General features: G+C 30.9%; 22 protein-coding genes, 1 tRNA gene and 1 other RNA gene. 23 read left to right on the top strand and 1 reads right to left on the bottom strand.

Annotated features, from left to right (window positions below):
• The first annotated feature begins 42 nt into the window (after positions 1-42).
• The 7 genes from B5E48_RS01310 (at position 43) to B5E48_RS01280 (ending at position 4,840) form a co-directional block, all read left to right on the top strand.
• On the top strand, positions 43-1,191 hold the full coding sequence (locus B5E48_RS01310) for a M15 family metallopeptidase (protein WP_087303811.1): 1,149 nt from the start codon (positions 43-45) through the stop codon (positions 1,189-1,191).
• Between the two features lie 2 nt (positions 1,192-1,193).
• Positions 1,194-1,979: a glutamate racemase gene (gene murI, locus B5E48_RS01305; RefSeq protein ID WP_087297826.1), complete on the top strand. Its 786-nt coding sequence runs from the start codon at positions 1,194-1,196 to the stop codon at positions 1,977-1,979.
• A 263-nt stretch (positions 1,980-2,242) separates the two neighbouring features.
• A complete protein-coding gene (locus B5E48_RS01300) occupies positions 2,243-3,127 on the top strand; it encodes a GerMN domain-containing protein (RefSeq protein ID WP_087303810.1) in 885 nt (294 codons plus the stop codon).
• 34 nt (positions 3,128-3,161) lie between these two features.
• Positions 3,162-3,632, top strand: coding sequence for a metallophosphoesterase family protein (locus B5E48_RS01295; protein WP_087244974.1), 471 nt, complete (start codon positions 3,162-3,164; stop codon positions 3,630-3,632).
• Between the two features lie 88 nt (positions 3,633-3,720).
• Positions 3,721-3,797, top strand: a tRNA-Arg gene (locus B5E48_RS01290).
• A gap of 93 nt (positions 3,798-3,890) precedes the next feature.
• Positions 3,891-4,259: a diacylglycerol kinase family protein gene (locus B5E48_RS01285; RefSeq protein WP_087297824.1), complete on the top strand. Its 369-nt coding sequence runs from the start codon at positions 3,891-3,893 to the stop codon at positions 4,257-4,259.
• Between the two features lie 173 nt (positions 4,260-4,432).
• The gene (locus B5E48_RS01280; protein WP_087245280.1) at positions 4,433-4,840 is read left to right on the top strand and encodes a hypothetical protein; all 408 of its coding nucleotides are present in this window, start codon (positions 4,433-4,435) and stop codon (positions 4,838-4,840) included.
• A gap of 25 nt (positions 4,841-4,865) precedes the next feature.
• On the opposite strand, the gene B5E48_RS01275 is transcribed toward B5E48_RS01280, so the two are convergent.
• A complete protein-coding gene (locus B5E48_RS01275; RefSeq protein ID WP_087303809.1) occupies positions 4,866-5,408 on the bottom strand; it encodes a hypothetical protein in 543 nt (180 codons plus the stop codon).
• 197 nt (positions 5,409-5,605) lie between these two features.
• On the opposite strand from B5E48_RS01275, the gene B5E48_RS01270 reads away from it, so the two are divergent.
• The 16 genes from B5E48_RS01270 (at position 5,606) to B5E48_RS01195 (ending at position 22,752) form a co-directional block, all read left to right on the top strand.
• Positions 5,606-6,403, top strand: coding sequence for a hypothetical protein (locus tag B5E48_RS01270; protein ID WP_087303808.1), 798 nt, complete (start codon positions 5,606-5,608; stop codon positions 6,401-6,403).
• Entirely contained in the window at positions 6,396-6,974 is a 579-nt protein-coding gene (locus B5E48_RS01265; protein ID WP_087245274.1) for a dipicolinate synthase subunit B, read from the top strand. The genes B5E48_RS01270 and B5E48_RS01265 overlap by 8 nt, the downstream gene beginning before the upstream one ends.
• Complete coding sequence (gene dapA, locus B5E48_RS01260) at positions 6,975-7,823, top strand: 4-hydroxy-tetrahydrodipicolinate synthase (RefSeq protein WP_087303807.1); 849 nt, start codon at positions 6,975-6,977, stop codon at positions 7,821-7,823.
• A gap of 118 nt (positions 7,824-7,941) precedes the next feature.
• Positions 7,942-9,636, top strand: a complete 1,695-nt coding sequence (locus B5E48_RS01255) for a ribonuclease J (protein ID WP_087303844.1) — start codon at positions 7,942-7,944, stop codon at positions 9,634-9,636.
• 76 nt (positions 9,637-9,712) lie between these two features.
• On the top strand, positions 9,713-11,971 hold the full coding sequence (locus B5E48_RS01250) for a DNA translocase FtsK (RefSeq protein WP_087303806.1): 2,259 nt from the start codon (positions 9,713-9,715) through the stop codon (positions 11,969-11,971).
• A gap of 141 nt (positions 11,972-12,112) precedes the next feature.
• Positions 12,113-13,222, top strand: coding sequence for a BMP family lipoprotein (locus B5E48_RS01245; RefSeq protein ID WP_087303805.1), 1,110 nt, complete (start codon positions 12,113-12,115; stop codon positions 13,220-13,222).
• Positions 13,223-13,351: 129 nt separating this feature from the next.
• A complete protein-coding gene (locus B5E48_RS01240; protein ID WP_087303804.1) occupies positions 13,352-14,887 on the top strand; it encodes an ABC transporter ATP-binding protein in 1,536 nt (511 codons plus the stop codon).
• Positions 14,871-15,959, top strand: coding sequence for an ABC transporter permease (locus tag B5E48_RS01235; protein ID WP_087297816.1), 1,089 nt, complete (start codon positions 14,871-14,873; stop codon positions 15,957-15,959). The genes B5E48_RS01240 and B5E48_RS01235 overlap by 17 nt, the downstream gene beginning before the upstream one ends.
• Position 15,960: 1 nt before the next feature.
• Positions 15,961-16,908 carry an ABC transporter permease gene (locus B5E48_RS01230; protein ID WP_087297815.1) on the top strand — a complete coding sequence of 316 codons (948 nt, stop codon included), beginning with the start codon at positions 15,961-15,963 and terminating at the stop codon, positions 16,906-16,908.
• 84 nt (positions 16,909-16,992) lie between these two features.
• Positions 16,993-18,267, top strand: a complete 1,275-nt coding sequence (gene yfmF, locus B5E48_RS01225) for an EF-P 5-aminopentanol modification-associated protein YfmF (protein ID WP_087303803.1) — start codon at positions 16,993-16,995, stop codon at positions 18,265-18,267.
• Positions 18,254-19,549 (top strand): EF-P 5-aminopentanol modification-associated protein YfmH, encoded by a 1,296-nt coding sequence (yfmH, locus tag B5E48_RS01220; protein ID WP_087303802.1) that lies wholly within the window; start codon positions 18,254-18,256, stop codon positions 19,547-19,549. Before yfmF ends, yfmH begins: the two co-directional genes overlap by 14 nt.
• Before the next feature lie 61 nt (positions 19,550-19,610).
• Positions 19,611-19,771, top strand: a non-coding RNA gene (gene ssrS, locus B5E48_RS01215) — 6S RNA.
• A gap of 17 nt (positions 19,772-19,788) precedes the next feature.
• Positions 19,789-20,004, top strand: a complete 216-nt coding sequence (locus B5E48_RS01210; RefSeq protein ID WP_087245256.1) for a DUF896 domain-containing protein — start codon at positions 19,789-19,791, stop codon at positions 20,002-20,004.
• A gap of 88 nt (positions 20,005-20,092) precedes the next feature.
• Positions 20,093-22,066 (top strand): transketolase, encoded by a 1,974-nt coding sequence (tkt, locus tag B5E48_RS01205; RefSeq protein ID WP_087303801.1) that lies wholly within the window; start codon positions 20,093-20,095, stop codon positions 22,064-22,066.
• 71 nt (positions 22,067-22,137) lie between these two features.
• Entirely contained in the window at positions 22,138-22,491 is a 354-nt protein-coding gene (locus tag B5E48_RS01200) for a hypothetical protein (RefSeq protein WP_087297811.1), read from the top strand.
• A gap of 60 nt (positions 22,492-22,551) precedes the next feature.
• The gene (locus B5E48_RS01195) at positions 22,552-22,752 is read left to right on the top strand and encodes a YneF family protein (RefSeq protein WP_087245250.1); all 201 of its coding nucleotides are present in this window, start codon (positions 22,552-22,554) and stop codon (positions 22,750-22,752) included.
• Positions 22,753-22,766 lie beyond the last annotated feature (14 nt).

Genomic DNA, 22,766 nt, shown 5'->3' with positions numbered 1-22,766 from the left:
ATATAACAATATGTATTATAATAGTCGAGAAAGGGTGATGACATGAAATTAAAAACATGGCACTTATTTCTTGTAATCATTATTTTGTTTGGTTGTTCTTTTTATGTTGTTAATCTTCATTTTGATAAATTTTATAGACTTAATGGCATTAATAATGATAATCGTGTCTTAATTGAAAAATATTTAAGTGATGACGAACAGGAATATTTAATAGATAATCAGATTTCAATTGATCTATTTATTGACTACATAGAATATGATGATTTTCAATTAGTCAATTATCAATATTATAACCTTTTAAAAGAAACTCATCGTTATTCAACAATAACAGATATTCTAGAAACTGGAAATTCTTTAGCTACACGATTAGATTATCTTTATCGTCAACAGGCTTTTGATCAGGCCAAAGTATTAGTACATAATGTTTTGGAAGAAGCTTTTTTAAATACTGACAATTTTAATTTTGACTATATTGATATCTACACATCAATGAAATCATTATATCAGGAAAATGATTATTCATTTGTACAGGATAGCGAGAAATATATCCTCATTTTACAGGAAATGGGCTATGATGATTTAAATCAGATTAGTCAGATTATGGAAATGTTAGCACGTGCTTATAATCAGCAGACTTTAGCTGATTTAATGGCGACAACATTACCAGCAGGAGTACAAATGGTTTTTGCACCTTATGAGTTAGATACCTTAGTGAATCAACAAAACTATATTGGAAAATATGAGCCACGTGAATTACTTCTCGTACAGGATATACCAAGGGTAAGTTATACAATGTATTTACAAAAGGATGCATATAATGCTTTATTAAAACTTTATACAGATTTAAGCAAAGAATACAAAGGCTTTTTATTGCGCAGTGCTTATCAGTCACCACAGACATTAGATGAAAAAGAAGTGGGTTATAATGAAATGCAGCTAGGATTGACAATTGAAGTTACACAATCTGAATTGGCTTATCAGAAATTTGAAAATACTGAGATGTCAAAATGGCTTGAAGAACATGCTTATGAATATGGTTTTATTTTAAGATATCCACAGCGCAAGGCTTCTATTACAAATCATGCCTATGATGCTCATATTTATCGATATGTTGGTAAATCTTTAGCTAAATCTTTGCATGATTCAAATTTAACATTAGAAGAATATCAATTACAAAACAAGGGAGAATAATTATGAATAATCCAATTGGAATCTTTGATTCTGGAGTAGGGGGACTTACAGTTTTAGACTATATGCGTCAACAGTTTCCGCATGAAAATATGATTTATATTGGTGATAATGCACATTGTCCTTATGGTGATAAAACGAAAAGTCAACTTTTAGAATATACACGTCAAATATGTGATTATTTTGCAAAGCAACATGTTAAAATGATTGTTTTGGCTTGTAATACAACAAGTGCAAATGTCTTGGATGAATTACAGAAGTTATATCCACATATTCCCATCGTAGGTGTCATTCATTCAACAGTACATGAGTTTTTAGCACGTCATCATCAAAGAGTCTTGGTGATTGCAACATCGGCAACAATTCAATCTCATAAGTATCGTCAAATGCTTTTACAATACAATCCTGAATTAACTGTTTATGAATTGGCGACACCACGCTTAGTTCCAGTCATTGAGTCTGGTGAATACAAATATGGAATACAAGAACTTTTAGGAGAATATTTGTTGCCATATCAAAATAAAATAGATGCTTTAATTTTAGGGTGTACACATTATCCTATTCTATTAAAACAGTTTCAAGACGTGATGGAAGATATTGATTATATTTCCAGCAGTGCATCTATCTGTCAGGAAGTGGCTTCATATCTTAAAAACCATCATCTAGAAAATACCTCTTCATTACCTCAGACAATTACCATTTATACAACGGGAGATACACAAACTTTTGTAGAATCTTCACAAGGATTTTTTGATTATCAGGATTTATCTGTTTCACATCTTCATTTATAAAATTTATAGATGTTATTTTAAACATGGCAGGGAAGTAACAAATAACGTTACTTCCTTTATTGTATAACATGGAATTGAAGAATAAGTAAAAAATACAGCAATATATTCTGTTGTTTATGTTTTTTATAAATTCTATTTGAGATTTTGATAATGAAATATACATAATAGTCTTGATTGAAAGTCAAAGATCATATTTTTTTATAGAAATATGATTCATAGGAATCTTTTTTTTATATTTTCATATATTGTTTTGAGGTGGGAACATGAAAAAGAAGATTATCATTGTGTCTGTTTCAATTATTTGTTTAGCTATTGGTTCTTTTATATATTTACAGATGGATGATTCAAAACAGGTCAGTGAAACATTTTTACAAACTCTCATATATCAGGATGCTAATCATGATCTTGTTCCTGTAAGCTTAAATGTGCATAATCAAATGGAATTAGAAACTGATATTAGAAATAAAATTGATTTAATGCAATCGTCTCAATTGCAGGCATATGGATTATATCCTGTTATTGATTCACAATTAGAAGTTCAATCAGTAGAACTTCAAGATCATATGTTAACAGTGAGTTTTAATGATTGTTTATATTCTAATCAAGATGCTTTAAATATTATTGAAGCTTTGACTTATGTACTCACTGATTATGATGATGTTAATCAACTTAAAATACAAATAGATGGAAAAGATGTAACATATTTGCCAAATAGCACTGTTCCATTAAATCATCTAACACATGATTTAGGGTTGAATAATTTTGAAGAAGCATCAACTTTCTTACATCAAAGTGTACCTGTGATGGTTTATCAGGAAAAGACAATAGCTGATTATCTTTATTATGTTCCAACAACATTACGTATTAGTGAGTCTGATAGTTTAGAAGAACAAGTTCAAACTATTTTAAGTCATATCAATAGTAAAATTCATTTATTAAATGCATCACTCGATAATCAGGTTTTAACACTGGAATTAGATTCAAATCTTTTATTAGACAATGAAAGAATAGATAAGACTTTAGAAGAACTTATCATTTTATCTTTAACATCTTTAGATAACGTCAAGGATGTAGACATTCTCATTAATGGAGAAAGTGTTAGAAATCAGGAAACTTCACAAATTCATTATAATTATATTAAAATTTAGATTTTTTTGGTATAATAGTGTCTAGGTGATGTAAATGAAAAAAATTGTAATTATGTCTGATAACCACGGCGATCAGTCTATGATCGATTATGTAAAAGAACATGAACAAGATGGGGACTATTATATTCATTGTGGAGATAGCGAGGCTTATGATTTAAGAGTATTAGAGGGTTTTATCTGTGTCAAAGGAAATAATGACTGGTCTTTAGATTTACCTAAAGAGGCACGTCTTGTTGTAGAAGGTGTATCTATTTTCATTACTCATGGTCAGTATTTTGGCTATTTTAATAGAGAATTAGCTATGAATGATATACTGACAAGGAATCATTGTCAGGTTTTAATATCAGGTCATACGCACATGCCAATGTTTCAAAAAGATGGATCATTCTATTATATTAATCCTGGATCTACAACCTTACCACGTGGAGGGAGTGCCAGAAGCTATGCTGTGTTATTCATTGATAATGGGAAACTGGATTTTAGACTGAAAGAGATACAAAAATAAAAATGTATCTTTTTTTATAAAAAAGTAAAAAAAGTCTTGCATGTTATAATATGTTATGCTAATATATATGGGCAGTCGAAAAACAGATGTCTACGTAGCTCAGCTGGATAGAGCACACGCCTTCTAAGCGTGCGGTCGCGGGTTCGAATCCCTCCGTGGACGCCATTTAAAAACTACCCTGATTTATCAGGGTTTTTTTGTTAAAAAAGTGGAGTCTGCTTTTTTTCTATGATATAATTTTTTAAAGGAGAAAAGACTATGCACAAAGATCCATTTTATAAAAGTTTAGGATATGCTATATCTGGTATTATTCAATGTATTCAAAAAGAAAGAAATATTAAAATACATTTAGTATTTATGTTTTTGGTTATTATATGTGGTTTTCTTTTTCGATTATCTATTACAGAGTGGTTAGTTTGTATTTTGTTGTTTGGACTCGTTATTTCTTTAGAGTTAGTCAATACTGCTATTGAAGCGGTTGTCGATTTATGTACGCAAGAATATCATCCTCTTGCTAAAATAGCAAAGGATACTGCAGCAGGTGCTGTTTTAATAAGTGCAATTGCTTCAGTTGTTATAGGGCTTATTATTTTTGTCCCTAAGATTTTGAGTTTAGTAAGCTTATAGGCTTACTTTTTTTGATGAAATGAATAATGCTAATTATGTATCACTGAATATGAATAAAATAATAAAATGTTTGTTTATAAAAAACAGTATAATATTATTCATAAAATTTTTGTTTTTTTCATTATATTTTCACATTGCTTTTGTAATATTGAATGTAAATAAGGAGGAAAAAGATGAAGGAGAAAACAAAAGGTATAATATTATCAGTAGTCGTTATAATCTCTCTTATCACAATATTCATTCATCAGCCTATAGAAATTAAAAGAGATATATTCAATAATACAAGGCATAAAAATGACGAGATTCAATTGATTATGAATGAAGCTGTTGATTTTATAAGTCAAGACGGGATTACAGTGACTCGAGTTCATTATGATGGTAAAGAAAGTCAAGAGACGGAAAATAGACTTATTAATGATTATGGATATCAGGACGCTATAGTTGTTTATCTAGAATTCCATACAGGATTCTTTAACATACCATCTGGATTTATAGGAAACTATCATGCATCCGGATATCAATATGTTTGTATTAAAAATAATCAAGGCATATGGGAATTACATAGCGTTGGTTATGGATAAAAATATTATTACTTTTAAAGGTGAATCATTGCAGTGATTCACCTTTGATTCTATATTGATCAATTAAGAAAAGGTATAGACAAATAAAAAAGACATAAAGAATTTCTAGGATTCCACTTACATGACCACTGACTATAAATAAAATAATCAGCACTTGTAAACCACAATGAAAAATCCAGTGAGTTTGAATGTAAATGGATGGATATTGAATAGAAAGATAATGTGTATAGATTTGTAATATCACAATAAAAAGTAGTGATGAAATCATCGAAGCATAGACATGGAGTTGTGATAGCCATGATTGATCATTTGAATACGGACATATGGCACCAATACACATTATGAAAGTTGTTAAAACAATAAGATAGGGAATATATTTTGGATAATAATTTAAATATTGAAAATGACGATAAGTTTGATATGCAAAATAAAATGCACAGACAATTGTATAAACAACAACGAGAAGATGATATTCTGGTAATGTAGACACGCCTGTAATATTCTCATACATCACATCTTTACGTGTAGCAATAAATAATGTTGAAAGAAAGATTAAAATATAAGACATATAGACACCTCTTTAAAATTATATACTTTTTAAAAAAAATAAAAAGGAAAATTCTAAACATAGAAAAGAATAAAGATACATGAAAAGATCATATTGATTTTATTTTACCGCACTTGCATCAATTTATTCATATTTTATTGATGGGAAAATGTCACCAATTGGAAAATAATTCATATTTTAAAATGAGGTGACTAGGAATGCTGATTTTTGTTAATCATGATGATTTACGTGGACAGGAAGTCATGGAAGAATTGGTGAAAAATGGATATTATGTAACTGATGAATGGAAAGATTTGCGTTATTGTCAAATGATTTATTTGGGTTTAAAAGGAATTGATCGAAAAAATCGACTTTTATTACATCGTGATACAATTATTGTTGATGAAAAAACATGGAAACAGTTGCATCCACAGACAATAATCATAACAATGATTCATAATGATTATCTAGATACATTATCTAAACAATATGGTTTTCAATATTATGCTTTTTTAGATGAGGAAGATTTTGTTGATAAAAATAGTGTTTTGACGGCTGAAGGTATCATTTCCTATTTGATTTCACATCGTCGTTTTCCTATATATCACAGTCAAATTCATGTGCTGGGGTATGGGCATTGTGGGCAGGTCATTGTTCGTGATTTCATAGCTTTACAAGCCTATGTTCATGTAGGAATAAGAAATCGTCAGCTTTTTGAAGACATTGAAAAAACAGGAGCTAAACCGTATCATTTGGATCATATGGATTTAAGTGATTGTGATGTTTTGATTAATACAATTCCATCGCAGGTAGTGACATCATCTAAGCTTGATCAGGCTCCAACATCTATGATGATTCTTGACATTGCTTCCTATCCATATGGTGTAGATCATCACTATGCATTATCAAAAGGTTTCAATAGTATTATCTTGCCATCTATTCCTAGTAAATATGCATATGGGTATGCTGGTAGGATGATGACAGATTTTATGAAGGAGAAGATGAAAAATGTATAAAATTGGTTTTGCTGTAACAGGTTCATTTTGTAGTATGAATGATATGCTGGAAGTTTTAAAACAAGTTTGTCAACATTATGATGTAGAAGTTTTTATAACGCCACATGTGCATCAACTGGATACTCGTTTTTATACACATGAAGAGCTAGAAGAAAAGATTAAAGAAATCACTCATAAAGATATTCATACAACGATTCAAGAGGCTGAAGTCTATGGACCAAAACCACAATTGGATGCTGTACTTGTCTATCCTTGTGATGCTACGACTTTAAATAAAATAGATTTAGGTATTAATGATAATTGTGTAACAATGTTGGTTAAATCATGTTTACGTAATCAAATTCCGATTGTATTAGGGGTTTATTCAAATGATATTCTATCTAACAGTGGTGTTCATCTTTTTTCGCTTTTTAATAAGAAAAATTTTTATTTTGTTCCTATGTTTCAAGACGATTATCAAAGAAAGCCACAAAGCATGATTGCGGCTAAAGATAAAGTATTAGATACATTACATTTCGCATTGAAACATCAGCAAAATCAACCTTTTTTATTAGGGTATAGGAAGATTTAAATGAAAGAGATCTTTACAGCTTTAATAACACCATTCAATCAAGATCAGTCTATTGATTACCCAGGATTATTTCGTTTGTTAGATAAATTGATACATGAAGGTAACAAATCTTTTGTTTTGTGTGGGACAACAGGTGAAATATCTACACTAAAGCTTGAAGAAAGGAGAGTATTAGTAGAAAGAATATTAGATAAATATCCACATATTCGTGTTATTATAGGAATCTGTTCAAATTGTACAGCCGAAGTTATTAGACATATTCAAATGTATAAAGATAATCAGGCTATATATGCTTTTTTAGTTATCGTTCCCTATTATATAAAACCGAATCAGGAAGGAATTTATAGGCACTTTGATATGATTGGAGCTTCAACAGATAAGAAAATAATGATTTATAATATTCCAAGTCGTTGTGGAGTTGGTATTACGCCTTCCACTGTCATTCGATTAGCAACAAAGCATCAAAATATTATTGGAATGAAACAATGTGGACCATTAGATGACATCAAAATAATAAAAAAAGCATTACCGCATTTTAAAGTTTATTTAGGTGATGATCATCTTTTGTTGGAAGGTTTACAATATCATATTGATGGTCTTATTTCAGTGGCAAGTCATATTGATTATCCGTTAATTGAAAGAATTATGCAAAAAAGAAAACAATATGATGATGCACATTTGAAGATTTTAAGCCAATTTCTTTTCAAAGAACCAAATCCCGCTCCAGTAAAGTATATTTTAAGTGAAATGGGTTATATTCAAAATATATTAAGAAGTCCTTTGACAAGTATTACACCACAATTGCAACAAGAGTTAGAGTCGCTTATAGAAAATTATCAGAAAAAATAATTTGAAGCCATGAATATAATATGATATGATATTCATACTTTTGAAAACATCTATACACAAAGAGAAAACAAATGTATAATGATATTAAAGAGTAATCATGAAAAGAAAGGGTGAAAAAATGAAAAATGATGTCATAAAGTTTATACCTATGGGTGGACAAGCTGAAATGGGTAAAAGTATGTATTGTTTTGAAATTAATGATAAAATTTTTATAATAGATTCAGGATTTCGATTCCCTGATTCAGATAAACTAGGTGTTGATATCATCATTCCTAGTTTTACATATTTAGAAGAAAGAGCTGATCAGGTTGCGGCAATTATCATAACACATGGTCATGATGACGCTATGGCAGCACTGCCTTATTTACTTCAAAGCATTCATGCTCCTGTTTATGCACCACAATTAACAGCACTTTTAATCAAACAAATGATAGAACGTTTTCAACGTCATAATCATGTCAAAATTGATTTGGATTTACATGCTGTTCATCGCAATGCTTCTATTGATATCGAAGGTGTTCCTGTTGAATTTTTCCCAGTGACACATTCTATTCCTGGAAGTGTTGGAGTAGCACTTTGGACAAGTTATGGTTATCTTGTTTATAGTGGTGAATTTATTATTGATTTTGGTGCTCCAAAGGAATTTCAATGTGATATTCAAAAAATGATGGAAATTGGTAAGAAAGGTGTTTTGGCATTATTAGTCGAATCATCAGGTGCTAAACATGATGGATATACTTCTCCAAATCATAAACTGACAAATAAGATTGATCATATATTTGAAGATAGCTATGAAAGAATCATTATTTCTAGTTATGCGCAAAATGTCTTTAGAACTCAGGAAATTATTGAACTTACAAAAAAATACAAACGTCAAATCGTTTTTTATGGACGTGATAAATATGATAATACAAATAGTTTATTGAGAATTGCCCAAAGGTCTAAAAAGCCTGTTTTAAATGTACCTGATTCATTATTAGGTGATAAAGAAAAAATTGGTCAGCCACAATATGACAGTAACTATGTTATCTTGTTAAGTGGTAGTCCACGTCGTATCTACCATGATATTTGTGATATTATTGATGGTGGTGATGACTTATTAAAGTTAAGAAAAGGTGATACTTTTATAGTTGCTTCTCCTGTATTGCCTGGAACAGAAAAAATTGCGAATAAAGCTCATAATGGCTTGTATAAAACTGATGCACATGTTCATCTGTTAAAAAATAAAGATTTATTTTCTATGCATGCATCAAAAGAAGATCTTAAAGTTATTATTCAAATATTTAAACCAAAATACTATATTCCAATGAAAGGTGAATATCAGCATTTTATATTCAATCAACAAATTGCCAAAGATATGGGAATCCCTGATGATCATATCATTATTATGGATAATGGGGAACGTGTAACATTTGAAAAGGGAGAATTATTACAAAGTCGTGATGTGTATGAGATTGATGATGTCATGATTGATGGTATCGGTATTGGTGATGTTGGTGAAAAGGTCATTGATGATCGTATTCAATTAGCAAATGATGGAGTGGTCATTGTTGGACTAACAATATCACGAGAAACAAAAGAAATTGTTGCTCAAACGGATTGTCAAAGTCGAGGATTTGTTTATTTAAAAGATTCTGAATATGTTATTAAGCATGTTATTGAAATTTGTGAAAAAGTTGTTGGTCAGTTAAAAGATAATCCTGATATGGAAATTGCTGAAATAAGAAGTATGATGAAAGAACAGTCAATGAAATATATTATAAAGGAAACTGGCAAGAAACCTGTTTTTATTGGTGTTGTTGTCGAGATATAGGCAAGAGAAATCTTGCTTTTTCTTTTCATTAATGTGAGATTTTGTTATAATGGAAAAATGAAAGAAGGTGAGCATAATGGCGAAAACAAAGCGTTCAAAAAAATCTAAGAATCAGATTCTGGAAGAAAAGTTACGTTTGAGAATTATTATTTTATTTGTGATCTTTGCTATTATTGTATCAGCTTTACGATTGGGGTTTATTGGACAGGGAATTCATAATTGTGTTGCTTTTTTAACCGGAAATTTATACGGTGTTGTTTATTTAGCACTTCTTGTCGTCTGTATATATATATTATGTAAGGCTCAAATTCCACGTTTGAATGGACCAGAAGCAATTGGTATTTATGCGATTTTTATCAGTATGTTGACTATTGCTTCTATTCCTAGTCAGCCACAGGCAAGTGGAATGGGGGTTATTTCTACATATCTTCAGAGTCAACAGATGAATAAAGGTGGATTTATTGGCATTTGTTTATATGGTGTTTTTAGTTCGCTGTTTGAAAGTTTAGGCGCATTGATTTTATCAATTATTATTTTGATTATTGGTTTGGCGTTGATTTTTAGTAAACTTTATTTTCAACATCAAAAAACAAAGAAGAAAAAACCAAAAGTATCTAAACAAGAAGAAACACCAGTACAAACAATTGTTTTAAAAAAGAAATCTCATTTCTTTGATTTTTTGTCAAAAGATAAAGAAATTCCTCTTTTTCCTGATTCTGCTTTTGATGATGTTGAAGAAAAGATTGATCCAGAAATGACAAGTGCTTTTGAATTTGATCAAGATAATATGAAATTAGATATTAAAGAAAAAAAACCTTTAAAAATCAAAGAAGAGAAAGAAAGTCCTCAAGAATCTTACATAGAGCCACCTAAGAAAACAGATTTATCACACTATCAGTTACCGCCACTATCATTGTTGTCAACAAGATCAACGCATAATGTTTCTAAAGAAAAGAGTGCAGCAAACAAGAACGCTGCAAGATTAACCAATGTTCTTAAACAATTTGGGGTCAATGCAACAATAGAAAATGCTTTTATAGGACCGACAATTACAAAGTATGAATTGAAATTGGAAATTGGTACACGTGTTAATAAAATCTTACAGTTACAGGATGATATCAAGCTTGCATTAGCAACGGCAGATATTAGAATTGAAGCTCCTATACCAGGGAAACCTTATGTTGGAATTGAAGTTCCTAATCAAAGCGCAGCAATGGTTGGTTTTAAAGATGTTTTAAAAAGTTTATTATCAAATTCAAAATATCAGCATAATCCACTTGTTGTAGCATTAGGAAAAGATGTGTCTGGGAAACCTGTTTTTGCACAATTGGATAAAATGCCTCATTTATTAATTGCAGGGGCAACAGGTTCAGGGAAATCTGTTTGTGTCAATACAATTATTTCATCTATTTTGATGCGAGCTAAACCAGATGAGGTGAAATTGATTTTAGTCGATCCTAAAAAAGTTGAATTATCTATTTATAATGGAATTCCTCATTTGTTGGCACCTGTTGTTACTGATCCTAAAAAAGCAGCTGCAGTTTTACGAGAAGTCGTTGCTGAAATGGAAAGACGTTATGATTTGTTTGCAAGTGTAAATGCAAGAAATATCCAAGGATATAATGAATTTGCGAAAACATATAATGAAGATCATACTGATGAACCAAAAGAAATTTTACCTTATCATGTTATTATCTTAGATGAAGTTGCTGATTTAATGATGGTTGCCAGTAAAGATGTTGAAGATTGTATTATGCGTATATCACAAATGGCTAGAGCAGCTGGGATTCATTTGATAGTTGCGACTCAAAGACCTTCTACAGATATTATTACAGGTGTCATTAAGGCCAATATACCATCACGTATAGCTTTTGCAGTGTCATCAAGCATTGATTCACGTACAATTTTGGATACATCTGGAGCAGAAAAACTATTAGGAAAAGGGGATATGCTTTTTTCACCAATGGGATCATCTTCGCCAATGCGTGTTCAAGGATGTTTTGTAAGTGATGAAGAAGTGTCAGCCATTGTTCATTATGTCTCTTCTCAACAAGAAGTGGTTTATGAAGACAAATATGTCAATGTCAAGTCTATTTCCTCAACACAGGGAAGTGATGACTTTGATGAAGAAGACGAAGAATACGAAAAATGTAGAGAATTTGTTATTCAGGCTCAAAAGGCCAGTACATCTTTATTACAACGTAAATTTAGAATAGGTTATAATAAAGCAGCTCGTATTATTGACCGTTTGGAAGAAGAAGGGGTTATTGGACCACAGCTTGGTAGTAAACCTCGTGAAGTTTATATTCGACAATATCATGAAGAAGATTTATAAAAAACATTGAATATATCAATAAAAATAAAATATTCTTAAAAAGGGAGAATGACGAATATAAAGATATTTGTCGTTTTCTCTTTTTATTTTGTGAAAATAATGTTAAAATATGGTTAGAATGTTAAAGGAGGAAAACAAGATATGAAAAAAATGTTTGCGTCTTTATTGGCATTATCTATGGTGTTAGTAGGATGTGGTGGTGATGGAGGTGATTCTGCATCTAGTTCAAAGCCTGAAATTGTTATGTTAACTGACAAAGGTACTATTGATGATAAGTCATTCAACCAAGGTACATATGAAGGTGTTAAAGCATATGCAAAGAAAAATGGAATTGATTGTACATACATCAAACCTGTTGATGCAACAACAGATGAATACAACAATTCTATTGATCAGGCTGTAAAATCAGGAGCAAAAGTTGTCGTGTGTCCTGGATATTTATTTGAAGAATCAATCTATATCAAACAAACTGAATACCCTGATGTTAAATTTATTTTAATTGATGGAAACCCACATGATGCAAGTTATAAAGACTATAAAACTGAAAAGAACACAATCGGTATTACTTTCCAAGAAGAACAATCTGGTTATTTAGCTGGATATGCTGCTGTTAAAGATGGTAATACAAGCTTAGGATTCATGGGTGGACAAGCAGTACCTGCTGTTATGAACTTTGGATATGGTTATGTTCAAGGTGCTAATGATGCTGCTAAAGAATTAGGTATTACAGTCAAAATGAAATATCATTATACAGGTGGATTTAGTGCAACTCCTGAAATTCAAACAAAAGCTTCTTCATGGTATAAAGATGGAGTCACTATTGTGTTTGGATGCGGTGGTTCTGTAGGAAACTCTGTTATGGCTGCTGCTGAAGCAAGTAATCCTGTAGGAAAAGTGATTGGTGTTGACGTTGATCAATCTTCTGAATCTGATACAGTTGTCACTTCTGCATATAAAAAATTAGGTGATGCTGTTCAAAAAGCGCTTGAATCTATTTATAGTGGAGATTTCGATAAAACTGATGATACAAATATCCAATTTAGAGGTGGACAAAATATTGTTTTAGGTGCTAAAGATGGAGATGTTGGTTTACCATTAGAAACTTCTAAATTTGAAAAATTTACTGAAGCTGATTATAATGCAATTTATGATAAAATTGTTAATGGTTCTATAACAATTAAAAATAATAAAGATGCTGAATCTCCAAAAGATTTAAATTGTTCAAATGTAGAATTAACAATAGAAAATTAATTGAAATGGTTAAGGCTTGAAATTCATAATTTTCAAGCCTTATTTTGTTAAATGAATTTTATTGTTGTGATTTTCTTGAAAATTAAGTTATAATAAATAATGAAGATAAATTGAAAAAGGAGGAAGAAAATGGAAAACGTTATCGAGATGCGACATATTACGAAAGTTTTTCCGGGAATCATTGCAAACGATGACGTGACTATTGAATTAAGAAAAGGTGAGATTCATGCACTGCTGGGGGAAAATGGTGCAGGAAAATCAACTTTGATGAGTGTCTTGTTTGGGCTATATCAACCTGAAAAAGGAGAGATTTTAAAGAATGGTCATGTTGTTCAAATTAATAATCCTAATGATGCAAACAGCTTGGGAATTGGAATGGTTCACCAACATTTTAAATTAGTTCATAATTTTACTGTTTTAGAGAATATCGTTTTAGGTGCCGAAGATACAAAACATGGTTTCCTTTATATGAAAAATGCTCGAAAAAAAGTAGAAGAAATTTCTCAACGTTATAATTTAAAAGTTGATTGTGATGCCTTGATTAGTGATATTACTGTGGGAATGCAACAACGTGTTGAAATTATTAAGATGTTATATCGTGATAATGAGGTTTTGATTTTTGATGAACCAACCGCTGTTTTAACACCACAAGAAATTGAAGAACTTATGCAAATCATGAGAGATTTAGCAAAAGAAGGTAAATCTATCTTATTCATTACACATAAGTTAAATGAAATTAAAGAAGTGGCAGATCGTTGTACTGTACTTAGAAAAGGTAAATATATTGGAACAATTGATGTTGCCGCAACAACTAAAGAAGAAATGTCTGAAATGATGGTTGGTCGAAAAATCAATTTAACAACTGAAAAAACTGAGTCACATCCAACAGATGATATTTTGGTTGTAAAAAATCTTTCAATAGGTAAAAAAGGACATAAAAATCCTGTAAATAATGTTAGCTTTTCTGTAAGAAAAGGAGAGATTGTTTGTATTGCAGGTATAGACGGTAACGGTCAAACAGAACTTGTACAAGCTATTACAGGATTGATGCCTGTTTTAGATGGGACAATATCGTTAAATGGAAAAGATATTACACACGCTTCCATACGTCAAAGAAATGTGAGTGGTATTTCACATATCCCTGAAGATCGTCATAAACATGGACTTGTTTTGGATTATCCACTTTCTTATAATTTGGTTTTACAAAGATATTTTGAACCTCAATTTTCACAGCATGGCTTTTTGAAATTTGAAGAAATTGAAAAATATTCTGAAAAATTGATTGAGCAATACGATATAAGAAGTGGTCAAGGTTCAAAAACAATTGCTAGAAGCATGTCTGGTGGTAATCAGCAAAAAGCAATTATTGCTAGAGAAATTGATAAAGATCCTGATTGTTTAATTGCTGTACAACCAACAAGAGGATTGGATGTAGGAGCTATTGAATATATTCATAAACAAATCATTCGTGAAAGAGATGAAGGAAAAGCTGTTTTATTGGTTTCTTTAGAGCTTGATGAAGTTATGAATTTGTCTGATAGAATTTTAGTTATCTATGAAGGTGAAATTGTTGGGGAACTTAATCCTAAAGAAATCACTGTACAAGAATTAGGACTTTATATGGCAGGAAGTAAGAGAGGTGATACAAATGAAAAAGCTGTTTAAATCTGAAGCATCACTTAATTTTGCATCTTCTGTCACTGCGATTATTGCGGGGTTAATTATAGGATTAATTGTTATTATTATTGCGAATCCATCAAACGCATTGAATGGGTTTTTAACTCTCATTCAAGGTGGCTTTAGTAATGGAACAAGAGGAATTGGACAAGTTTTGAATAATGCAACGCCTATTATTTTAACTGGTTTATCAGTGGGATTTGCCTTTAAAACAGGACTTTTTAACATTGGAACTCCTGGACAGTTTGTTGTTGGGGCATTTGTAGCCATTTATATTGGTGTTGAATGGACTTTTCTTCCTGGTGCTATTCACTGGCTGGTTGCTATTCTTTTTGCAGCATTAGCTGGAGCGTTATGGGGATGTGTTCCAGGAATTATGAAAGCCTATTTAAATGTTAATGAAGTTATTGCTTCAATTATTATGAATTATATTGGAATGTATACAGTTAATTATATCGTTCCATTAACAGTATTTAATATTAATAAAAATGAAACATTACCAGTAGCCTCAAGTGCTGTTATTCCACAATTTGGAATTGAACATCTTATTCCAAATGTGAATGGAGGTATTGTTATTGCGATCATTCTCGTTGTTGTTATTCATATCATTCTCAACAAATCTGTACTTGGTTATGAATTAAAGGCTTGTGGTTTTAATCGTGATGCGAGTAAGTATGCTGGTATTAATGCTAAACAAAAAATTGTTTGCTCTATGATGATTGCAGGAGCATTAGCTGGTATTGGTGGTGCTTTGGTTTATTTAGGTGGAACTGGAAAATGTTTGGCAGTTGTAGATACTTTAGCACCTGAAGGATTTAATGGTATAGCTGTTGCTTTATTAGGTCTTTCTAGTCCTTTTGGTATTTTAGCAGCAGGATTATTTATTGCTCATTTAACAATTGGTGGTTCATTAATGCAAATTTATGGATTTATTCCACAAATTGTTGATATTATTATAGCAATTATTATTTATTTCTCAGCTTTTGCACTTATGGTTAAGGGTATTATAGCAAATGGTTTCCATTTTAAGAAGAAACCTAAAGTAAAGGAGGGACAATAATATGAGTGATATTTTATTCTTATTTCAACAGACAATGTTCTTCTTTATTCCACTTTTAATTGTTGCATTGGGTGGTTTATTCTCTGAACGTAGTGGTATTATTAATATTGCGTTAGAGGGTATGATGATTATTGGAGCATTTGCAGGAATCTTTTTCATTCACTTTTTTCAAGAGGCAATGGATCCACAAATTTGTTTGTTGATTGCTTTACTTATTGCTGGTTTATCTGGAACATTATTTGCTTTATTCCATGCAATTGCCTCTATTAATATGAAAGCCGATCAAACAATTAGTGGGACTGCATTGAATATGTTTGCACCTGCATTTTGTATATTTGTTGCTAGATTAGTTCAACAAACACAACAGGTTGAATTTTCTAATACATTTAGAATTACAAAAGTTCCAGTTCTTGGAGATATTCCATTTATTGGAGAGTTCCTTTTCCAAAATACATATATTACAAACTTTTTAGGAATTCTTATTTTGATTTTGTCATGGCTGATTTTATATAAAACACGTTTTGGACTTAGATTACGTTCTTGTGGTGAATTACCACAAGCAGCTGACAGTGCTGGTATTAATGTTTATAAAATTCGTTATGCTGGAACGCTTATTTCAGGATTCTTAGCTGGTATTGGAGGATTAATATTTATTGTTCCTACAAGTACAAACTTTAATGCAGACGTTGCTGGTTATGGGTTCTTAGCATTAGCTGTATTGATTTTTGGACAATGGAAACCTTGGCATATTGCTGGAGCAGCTTTCTTCTTTGGATTTATGAAAACTATTGCTTCTGCCGGTTTGCCATTTCTGGCTTCGTTAGCTATTCCAAATTACTTTTATAAAATCACACCATATGTGGCAACACTTATTGTATTAGCTTTTACATCTAAAAATTCTGCTGCACCACGTGCGGAAGGAGAACCGTTTGATAAAGGTAAACGTTAAGATCAAGAGAATCTCTTGGTCTTTTTTATTTTAATTTGTTGAAAATTGAGTATAATATATGTGTATACGAATTGGAGGTTATTTATGGAAAACGTCTATCAAATGTCGGGATATACTTTACATCTTATTCCAACTCAAAAATTTAAAACAATGACAATTTCATTAAGATTACAAAGTCCGTTATTGAAAGAAACGACAACAATGAGAACATTATTAACATTTGTCATGATGGCAGCAACACAAGATTATCCATCTACTAAATCTTTGGCGCGTTATCTTGATGAAAACTATGGAGCAAGCTTGTCTACACATATTACAACAAAAGGGAAGTCACACGTTATCAATGTGACAACAAGCTTTGTGAATGATGCTTATTTGCCTACAAAAGAAAACTTATTAGAAAAGCAATTACAATTATTAAGTGATTTATTTTATCGTCCATTGATAGTTGACAATGGTTTTGATGAAACAATCGTGCAACTCAAAAAGAAAGAATTAAAAGAAAAACTACAAGCTAATAAAGATGATAAGTTTTCATATTCTTTAGATAAATTGTTTGAATATATGGGTAGAGATCAAGTGTTGGGTATTCCAAGTACTGGTTATGAAAATGAAATTCAAAAGATTACACCTCAACAGCTTTATCAATATATGAAAAAATGTATTGTTGAAGATGAAAAACATATTTATGTTGTTGGTGATATTCCAGAAAATATTGTAGATATTTTTCAACGTCTTTTGCAATTTCCAGAACAATACTATGATTATCCTTCAGCATATATTTTTCAAAGTCCTCGCCATGAACTTTTAGAAGTCATTGAAAAACAGGATATTACGCAATCTAAGTTGAATTTAGGATACCAGATTCAATGTGATTTTACATCACCACAGCATTATGCATTTACTGTTTTTAATGCCATATTTGGTGGATTTTCACAATCACGTTTATTTCAGGTTGTAAGAGAGAAACATAGTTTATGTTATTATATTTCTTCTAGTTATGATGCTTTTAATGGCATGATGATTGTCAATGCTGGAATTGAACAGAAAGATTATCAAAAGACTCTTGATTTGATTCATCAACAGCTTAGTGATTTACAAAATGGAAATGTTCGTGAAGAAGAAATGAAAATCGCGAAAATGATGCTTACAAATGCTTTAAAAAAGACAAATGATGAAGCAAGTAGTATGATTGCCTTGGCTTATAACCGTGACATCACTCATGTTCGTGAAACGAGTGAAGAATATATTGAAAAACTAATGAATGTAACTTTAGGAGAAATTGTTGACGTTGCTAAAAAAGTAAAACTGGATACAATTTACTTCCTTACAGGAAAGGAGTTCCATGAAAATAATTAAAGATCCAACATTAAAGGAAACGTTATATTATGAAGAAATGAAAAATGGATTAAAAGTTTATCTTTTACCTAAAGTTGGTTTTTCCAAAACATATGGTCTATTTTCTACACGTTTTGGTTCTATAGATACGACTTTTGTTCCTCTACATGAATCTGAAATGATAAAAGTTCCTGATGGAATTGCTCATTTCTTAGAACATAAAATGTTTGAAATGGAAAATGGTGATGCAAGTGATGCCTTTGCAAGATTAGGTGCGAATACAAATGCTTTTACTTCTTCTTCAAGAACTGCATATTTATTTAGTACAACAAGTCATGAAAAAGAATGTATTGAGTTATTACTTGATTTTGTACAAGATATTTATTTAACAGATGAAAATGTTGAAAAAGAAAAAGGAATCATCAATCAGGAAATCAGAATGTATGATGATGATCCAGACTGGCGATGCTATTTTGGAAGTATTCAAAACTTATATCAGCATCATCCTGTGAAAATTGATATTGCAGGAACTGTTGAAACAGTTGCTTCTATTGATAAAGATACATTAGAAAAATGTTATCATACTTTCTATCATCCTAGTAACATGATGTTATTTGTGGTAGGAAATATTGATCCTCAACAAACTATGCAACTTATTAGAGAAAACCAAGAAAATAAGCATTTTGAAAAAGAAAATCCTATTCAAAGAGAAGTTGTTAATGAACCATTAGAAGTAGCACAAAATGATGCAACTTTATATATGGATGTAACTATGCCTAAAATCATTGTATCATTAAAAATAAATGATATTTTACAAGCGCCACAAGAACGTTTAAAAAGAGAATTAGGTATGAACTTATTATTAGATATTTTCTTTGCAAAGAGTTCTTCATTATATGAGAAGTGGCTAACAGATGAATTGATTAATGATAGTTTTAGTGCTCAATTTACACAAGAAAGAGATTATTGTTTCTTACAAATAGGAGGAGATACTCTATATCCTGATAAATTGAAAGACAAGATTTATGATTTTGTTAGACATATTCATGATTATTCCATTTCTAAGGATGATTTTGAACGTCTAAAGAAAAAAACAATGGGGATTTTGATATCTGTTTTCAATAGTCCTGAAGCTATTGCAAATATGTTTAGTCGATATTATTTTGAAGGTGTTATGATTTTTGAATTAATAGATTGTTTAAATGATTTAACATTAGATGATTTAAATCAATTAAAAGATTTATTTGATATACAATATATCAGTTCATTTACTGTTTTACCGCAAAATCAATCACAAAAATAAAGACATTTTATAGAATGAAAGATTTCACTATTTACACAATTTATTTTTATGTTATAATGTGAGTGACCTAAGAGATATATGTATTTCCTACACGATAGATAAGGGAATCTGACTGTTGTCTGATGGTGTTGAAAACCTATCTTGAATAGGGATCCTAAAATTGGACACAAGATACCCACCTGCATATACCAGGGATTAATCTAAAAAACTCTTAGGTTTTTCTTTTTGAGGAGGAAAACATGGAGAAAATAAGTGATGAGATGATTAATGAGATTAATGCTCTTGCAAGAAAAAGTAAAACTGAAGGTTTAAATGAGGAAGAAAAGAAAAGACAACAGGAATTACGTAAAGAATATCTTCGTTTATTTCGTAAAGGGTTTAAACAACAGCTTCAGCATGTCAAAGTTGTCGATCCTAAAGGGAATGATATAACACCTTCTAAACGAAAAAACTAAGGAAATCTTAGATTATGTCAAATCTTGTTTGATATTCATGTGTTTTTGTGTATAATGTTAGTGTGTTAGAAGGAGGAATAATGAGATAATGAATCAATCTGAACTATCAATTGCAACGATTAGATCACTTGGGATAGATATGATTAATAAAGCCAACTCAGGACATCCTGGAATGGTATTAGGATCTGCTCCAGCTTTATATTCCTTATTTACAAAAGAATATAAAGTTTTTCCAGCACATTCTCAGTGGATTAATCGTGATCGTTTTGTTTTAGCAAGTGGACATGCGTCTTCACTGTTATATAGCCTATTACATTTATCTGGTTTCCAAGTTTCAATGGATGATTTGAAACAATTCAGACAATGGGGAAGCTGCACACCAGGACATCCTGAAGTAGAACTGACAGATGGTGTTGATGCTTCTAGTGGACCTTTAGGTCAAGGTATCCCAATGGCTGTTGGAATGGCTATGGCTGAAGCTTTTTTAGCAACAAGATACAATAAAAAAGATTATCCAGTGATTGACCACTATACATATGTATTATGTGGTGATGGAGATATGCAAGAAGGTGTCACTTATGAGGCTTCATCATTGGCTGGGCATCTTTCATTAGGAAAGCTTATCGTGCTTTATGATGCGAATAATGTGACTCTTGACGGTCCTTTAAATTATTCATTCAGTGAAGATGTAAAGAAACGTTATGAGTCTATGAATTGGCAAGTCATTTGTGTTCAAGATGGAAATGATTATGAAGCTATTGCAAAAGCCATTAAAAAAGCTAAAAAAGAAGTTTATAAACCGACTTTGATTATCGTGAATACTATTATTGGATTTGGTTCTCGAAATCAGGGAACAAGTAAAGTTCATGGTGCTCCTCTTGGAGAAGAAGATGGACAATATGCAAAAAGACAATATGGATTTGAATATGATAATTTCTTTGTTCCTGAAGAAGTTTATGATGATTTTAAGAAAAATGTATTTAATCGTGGTAAACGTGCTTATAATAAATGGAACAAAATGATGGATACATATAAAACAGAATATCCTGATTTATACCAGGAATTATTTCAAAATATAAATGATGAATATTCTTTTGATGAAACTGCTTTTATAGAAGAATATCAAGATGGTATAAGTGAAGCAACACGTGTAACAAGTGAAAAATTAATCAATGCTATTGCAGCACAAAACCCAACATTCCTATCAGGAACAGCTGATTTAGCATCTTCTACAAAAACAATTATCAAAAATGCAGAACGTTTTAGTTGTGAGAATTATGGAGGACGTAATTTATTCTTTGGAATCCGTGAATTTGCAATGGTTGCAATAATGAATGGGATGACTTTACACAAAGGTATCAAGGTTGCTGCTGGTGGATTTATGGTGTTTAGTGATTATTTCAAAGCTGCTTTAAGAATGGCATGCTTAATGAAATTACCAATTATTTTACCATTATCACATGATTCAATTGCTGTAGGGGAAGATGGTCCAACACATCAACCAGTTGAACAATTGGCAATGTTACGTTCAATGCCAAATATTCAAGTGATAAGAGCAGCTGACGCTTATGAAATGTGTGGCGCTTGGAAAAAAGCGGTTGAAACAAATGATTGTCCAACTGCGCTTATCTTAACAAGACAAAATGTAACAAATTTCACTCATGCAACTTATGAAGATGTTTGTCATGGGGCATATGTTGTTTCTCAAGAAAAAGACAATTTAGATGGTATTATCATTGCAACTGGTAGCGAAGTAGAATTAGCTATGCAGGCACAAAAGGCGTTATTAGAACAAGGAAAAGATGTTCGAGTTGTATCAATGCCTTCAATGGAATTATTTGATCAGCAGGATGATTCATATAAAGAAAAGGTTTTACCAAAACATATCAGAAAACGTCTTGCTGTTGAAATGGCTTGTGATTTTGGTTGGCATAAATATGTAGGGTTAGACGGAAAAGTTATTTCTGTTAATCAATTTGGTGCAAGTGCTCCAGCCAATATCGTTATCCAAAAATATGGTTTTACTGTTGAAAACATTGTTGAAACATACTTATCACTTTAAGAACCTGTAATAGGTTCTTTTTTTGACATATTTTTTATTGGTAAAGGATTATAATAAACATGGTGATGAATATGAAATATAAAATTGTCTGCGTTAAGGAACGTTTTGTGGAATTTGTAAATATGTATCCTGATTTTTTGAAACAAGTTTATCAGGAACAAGATAATATGTATAAGACTAAACAGATAGAATTGATTTTTTCTAATATGGTCAACGAAAAAGAAAAACTTTTACATAAAATTCAATCACGTGAACATTATTCCTATTATCATGGAATTCATCAGCTTTTTAATCCTATAACTCAAGAAAAGATGACAATTATCATGAATGAATATGATTTACAAATAGAAGAAGAGGGTAGCAATCATCATATATATGATATGATATCGTCTTTTTCTAAAAATTTTTATATGATTACGAAATAATTTTGCAAAAAGCATAGGACTATGTTATAATAATTTGGTAATTGAATGGAGGATTGAAAAATGTTATATGGAATTTTAGGACTTTTAATAGGTCTTGTTATAGGATTCTTTGCTGCTCGTTATTTCTTCAAAAGAAATTTAAAGAAGAATCCACCAATTAATGAAAAAATGATTCGTGCTATGTTTATGGAAATGGGACGTAAACCTAATGAAACACAAATCAAACGAATTATGAAAAGCATTAATGATCAATATAAATAAGGGATATCCCTTAT

This window comes from Massilimicrobiota sp. An105 (genome assembly GCF_002161155.1).
Taxonomy (GTDB): domain Bacteria; phylum Bacillota_I; class Bacilli_A; order Erysipelotrichales; family Coprobacillaceae; genus Allocoprobacillus; species Allocoprobacillus merdigallinarum.
This window is presented reverse-complemented; position numbering and strand designations above follow the sequence as displayed.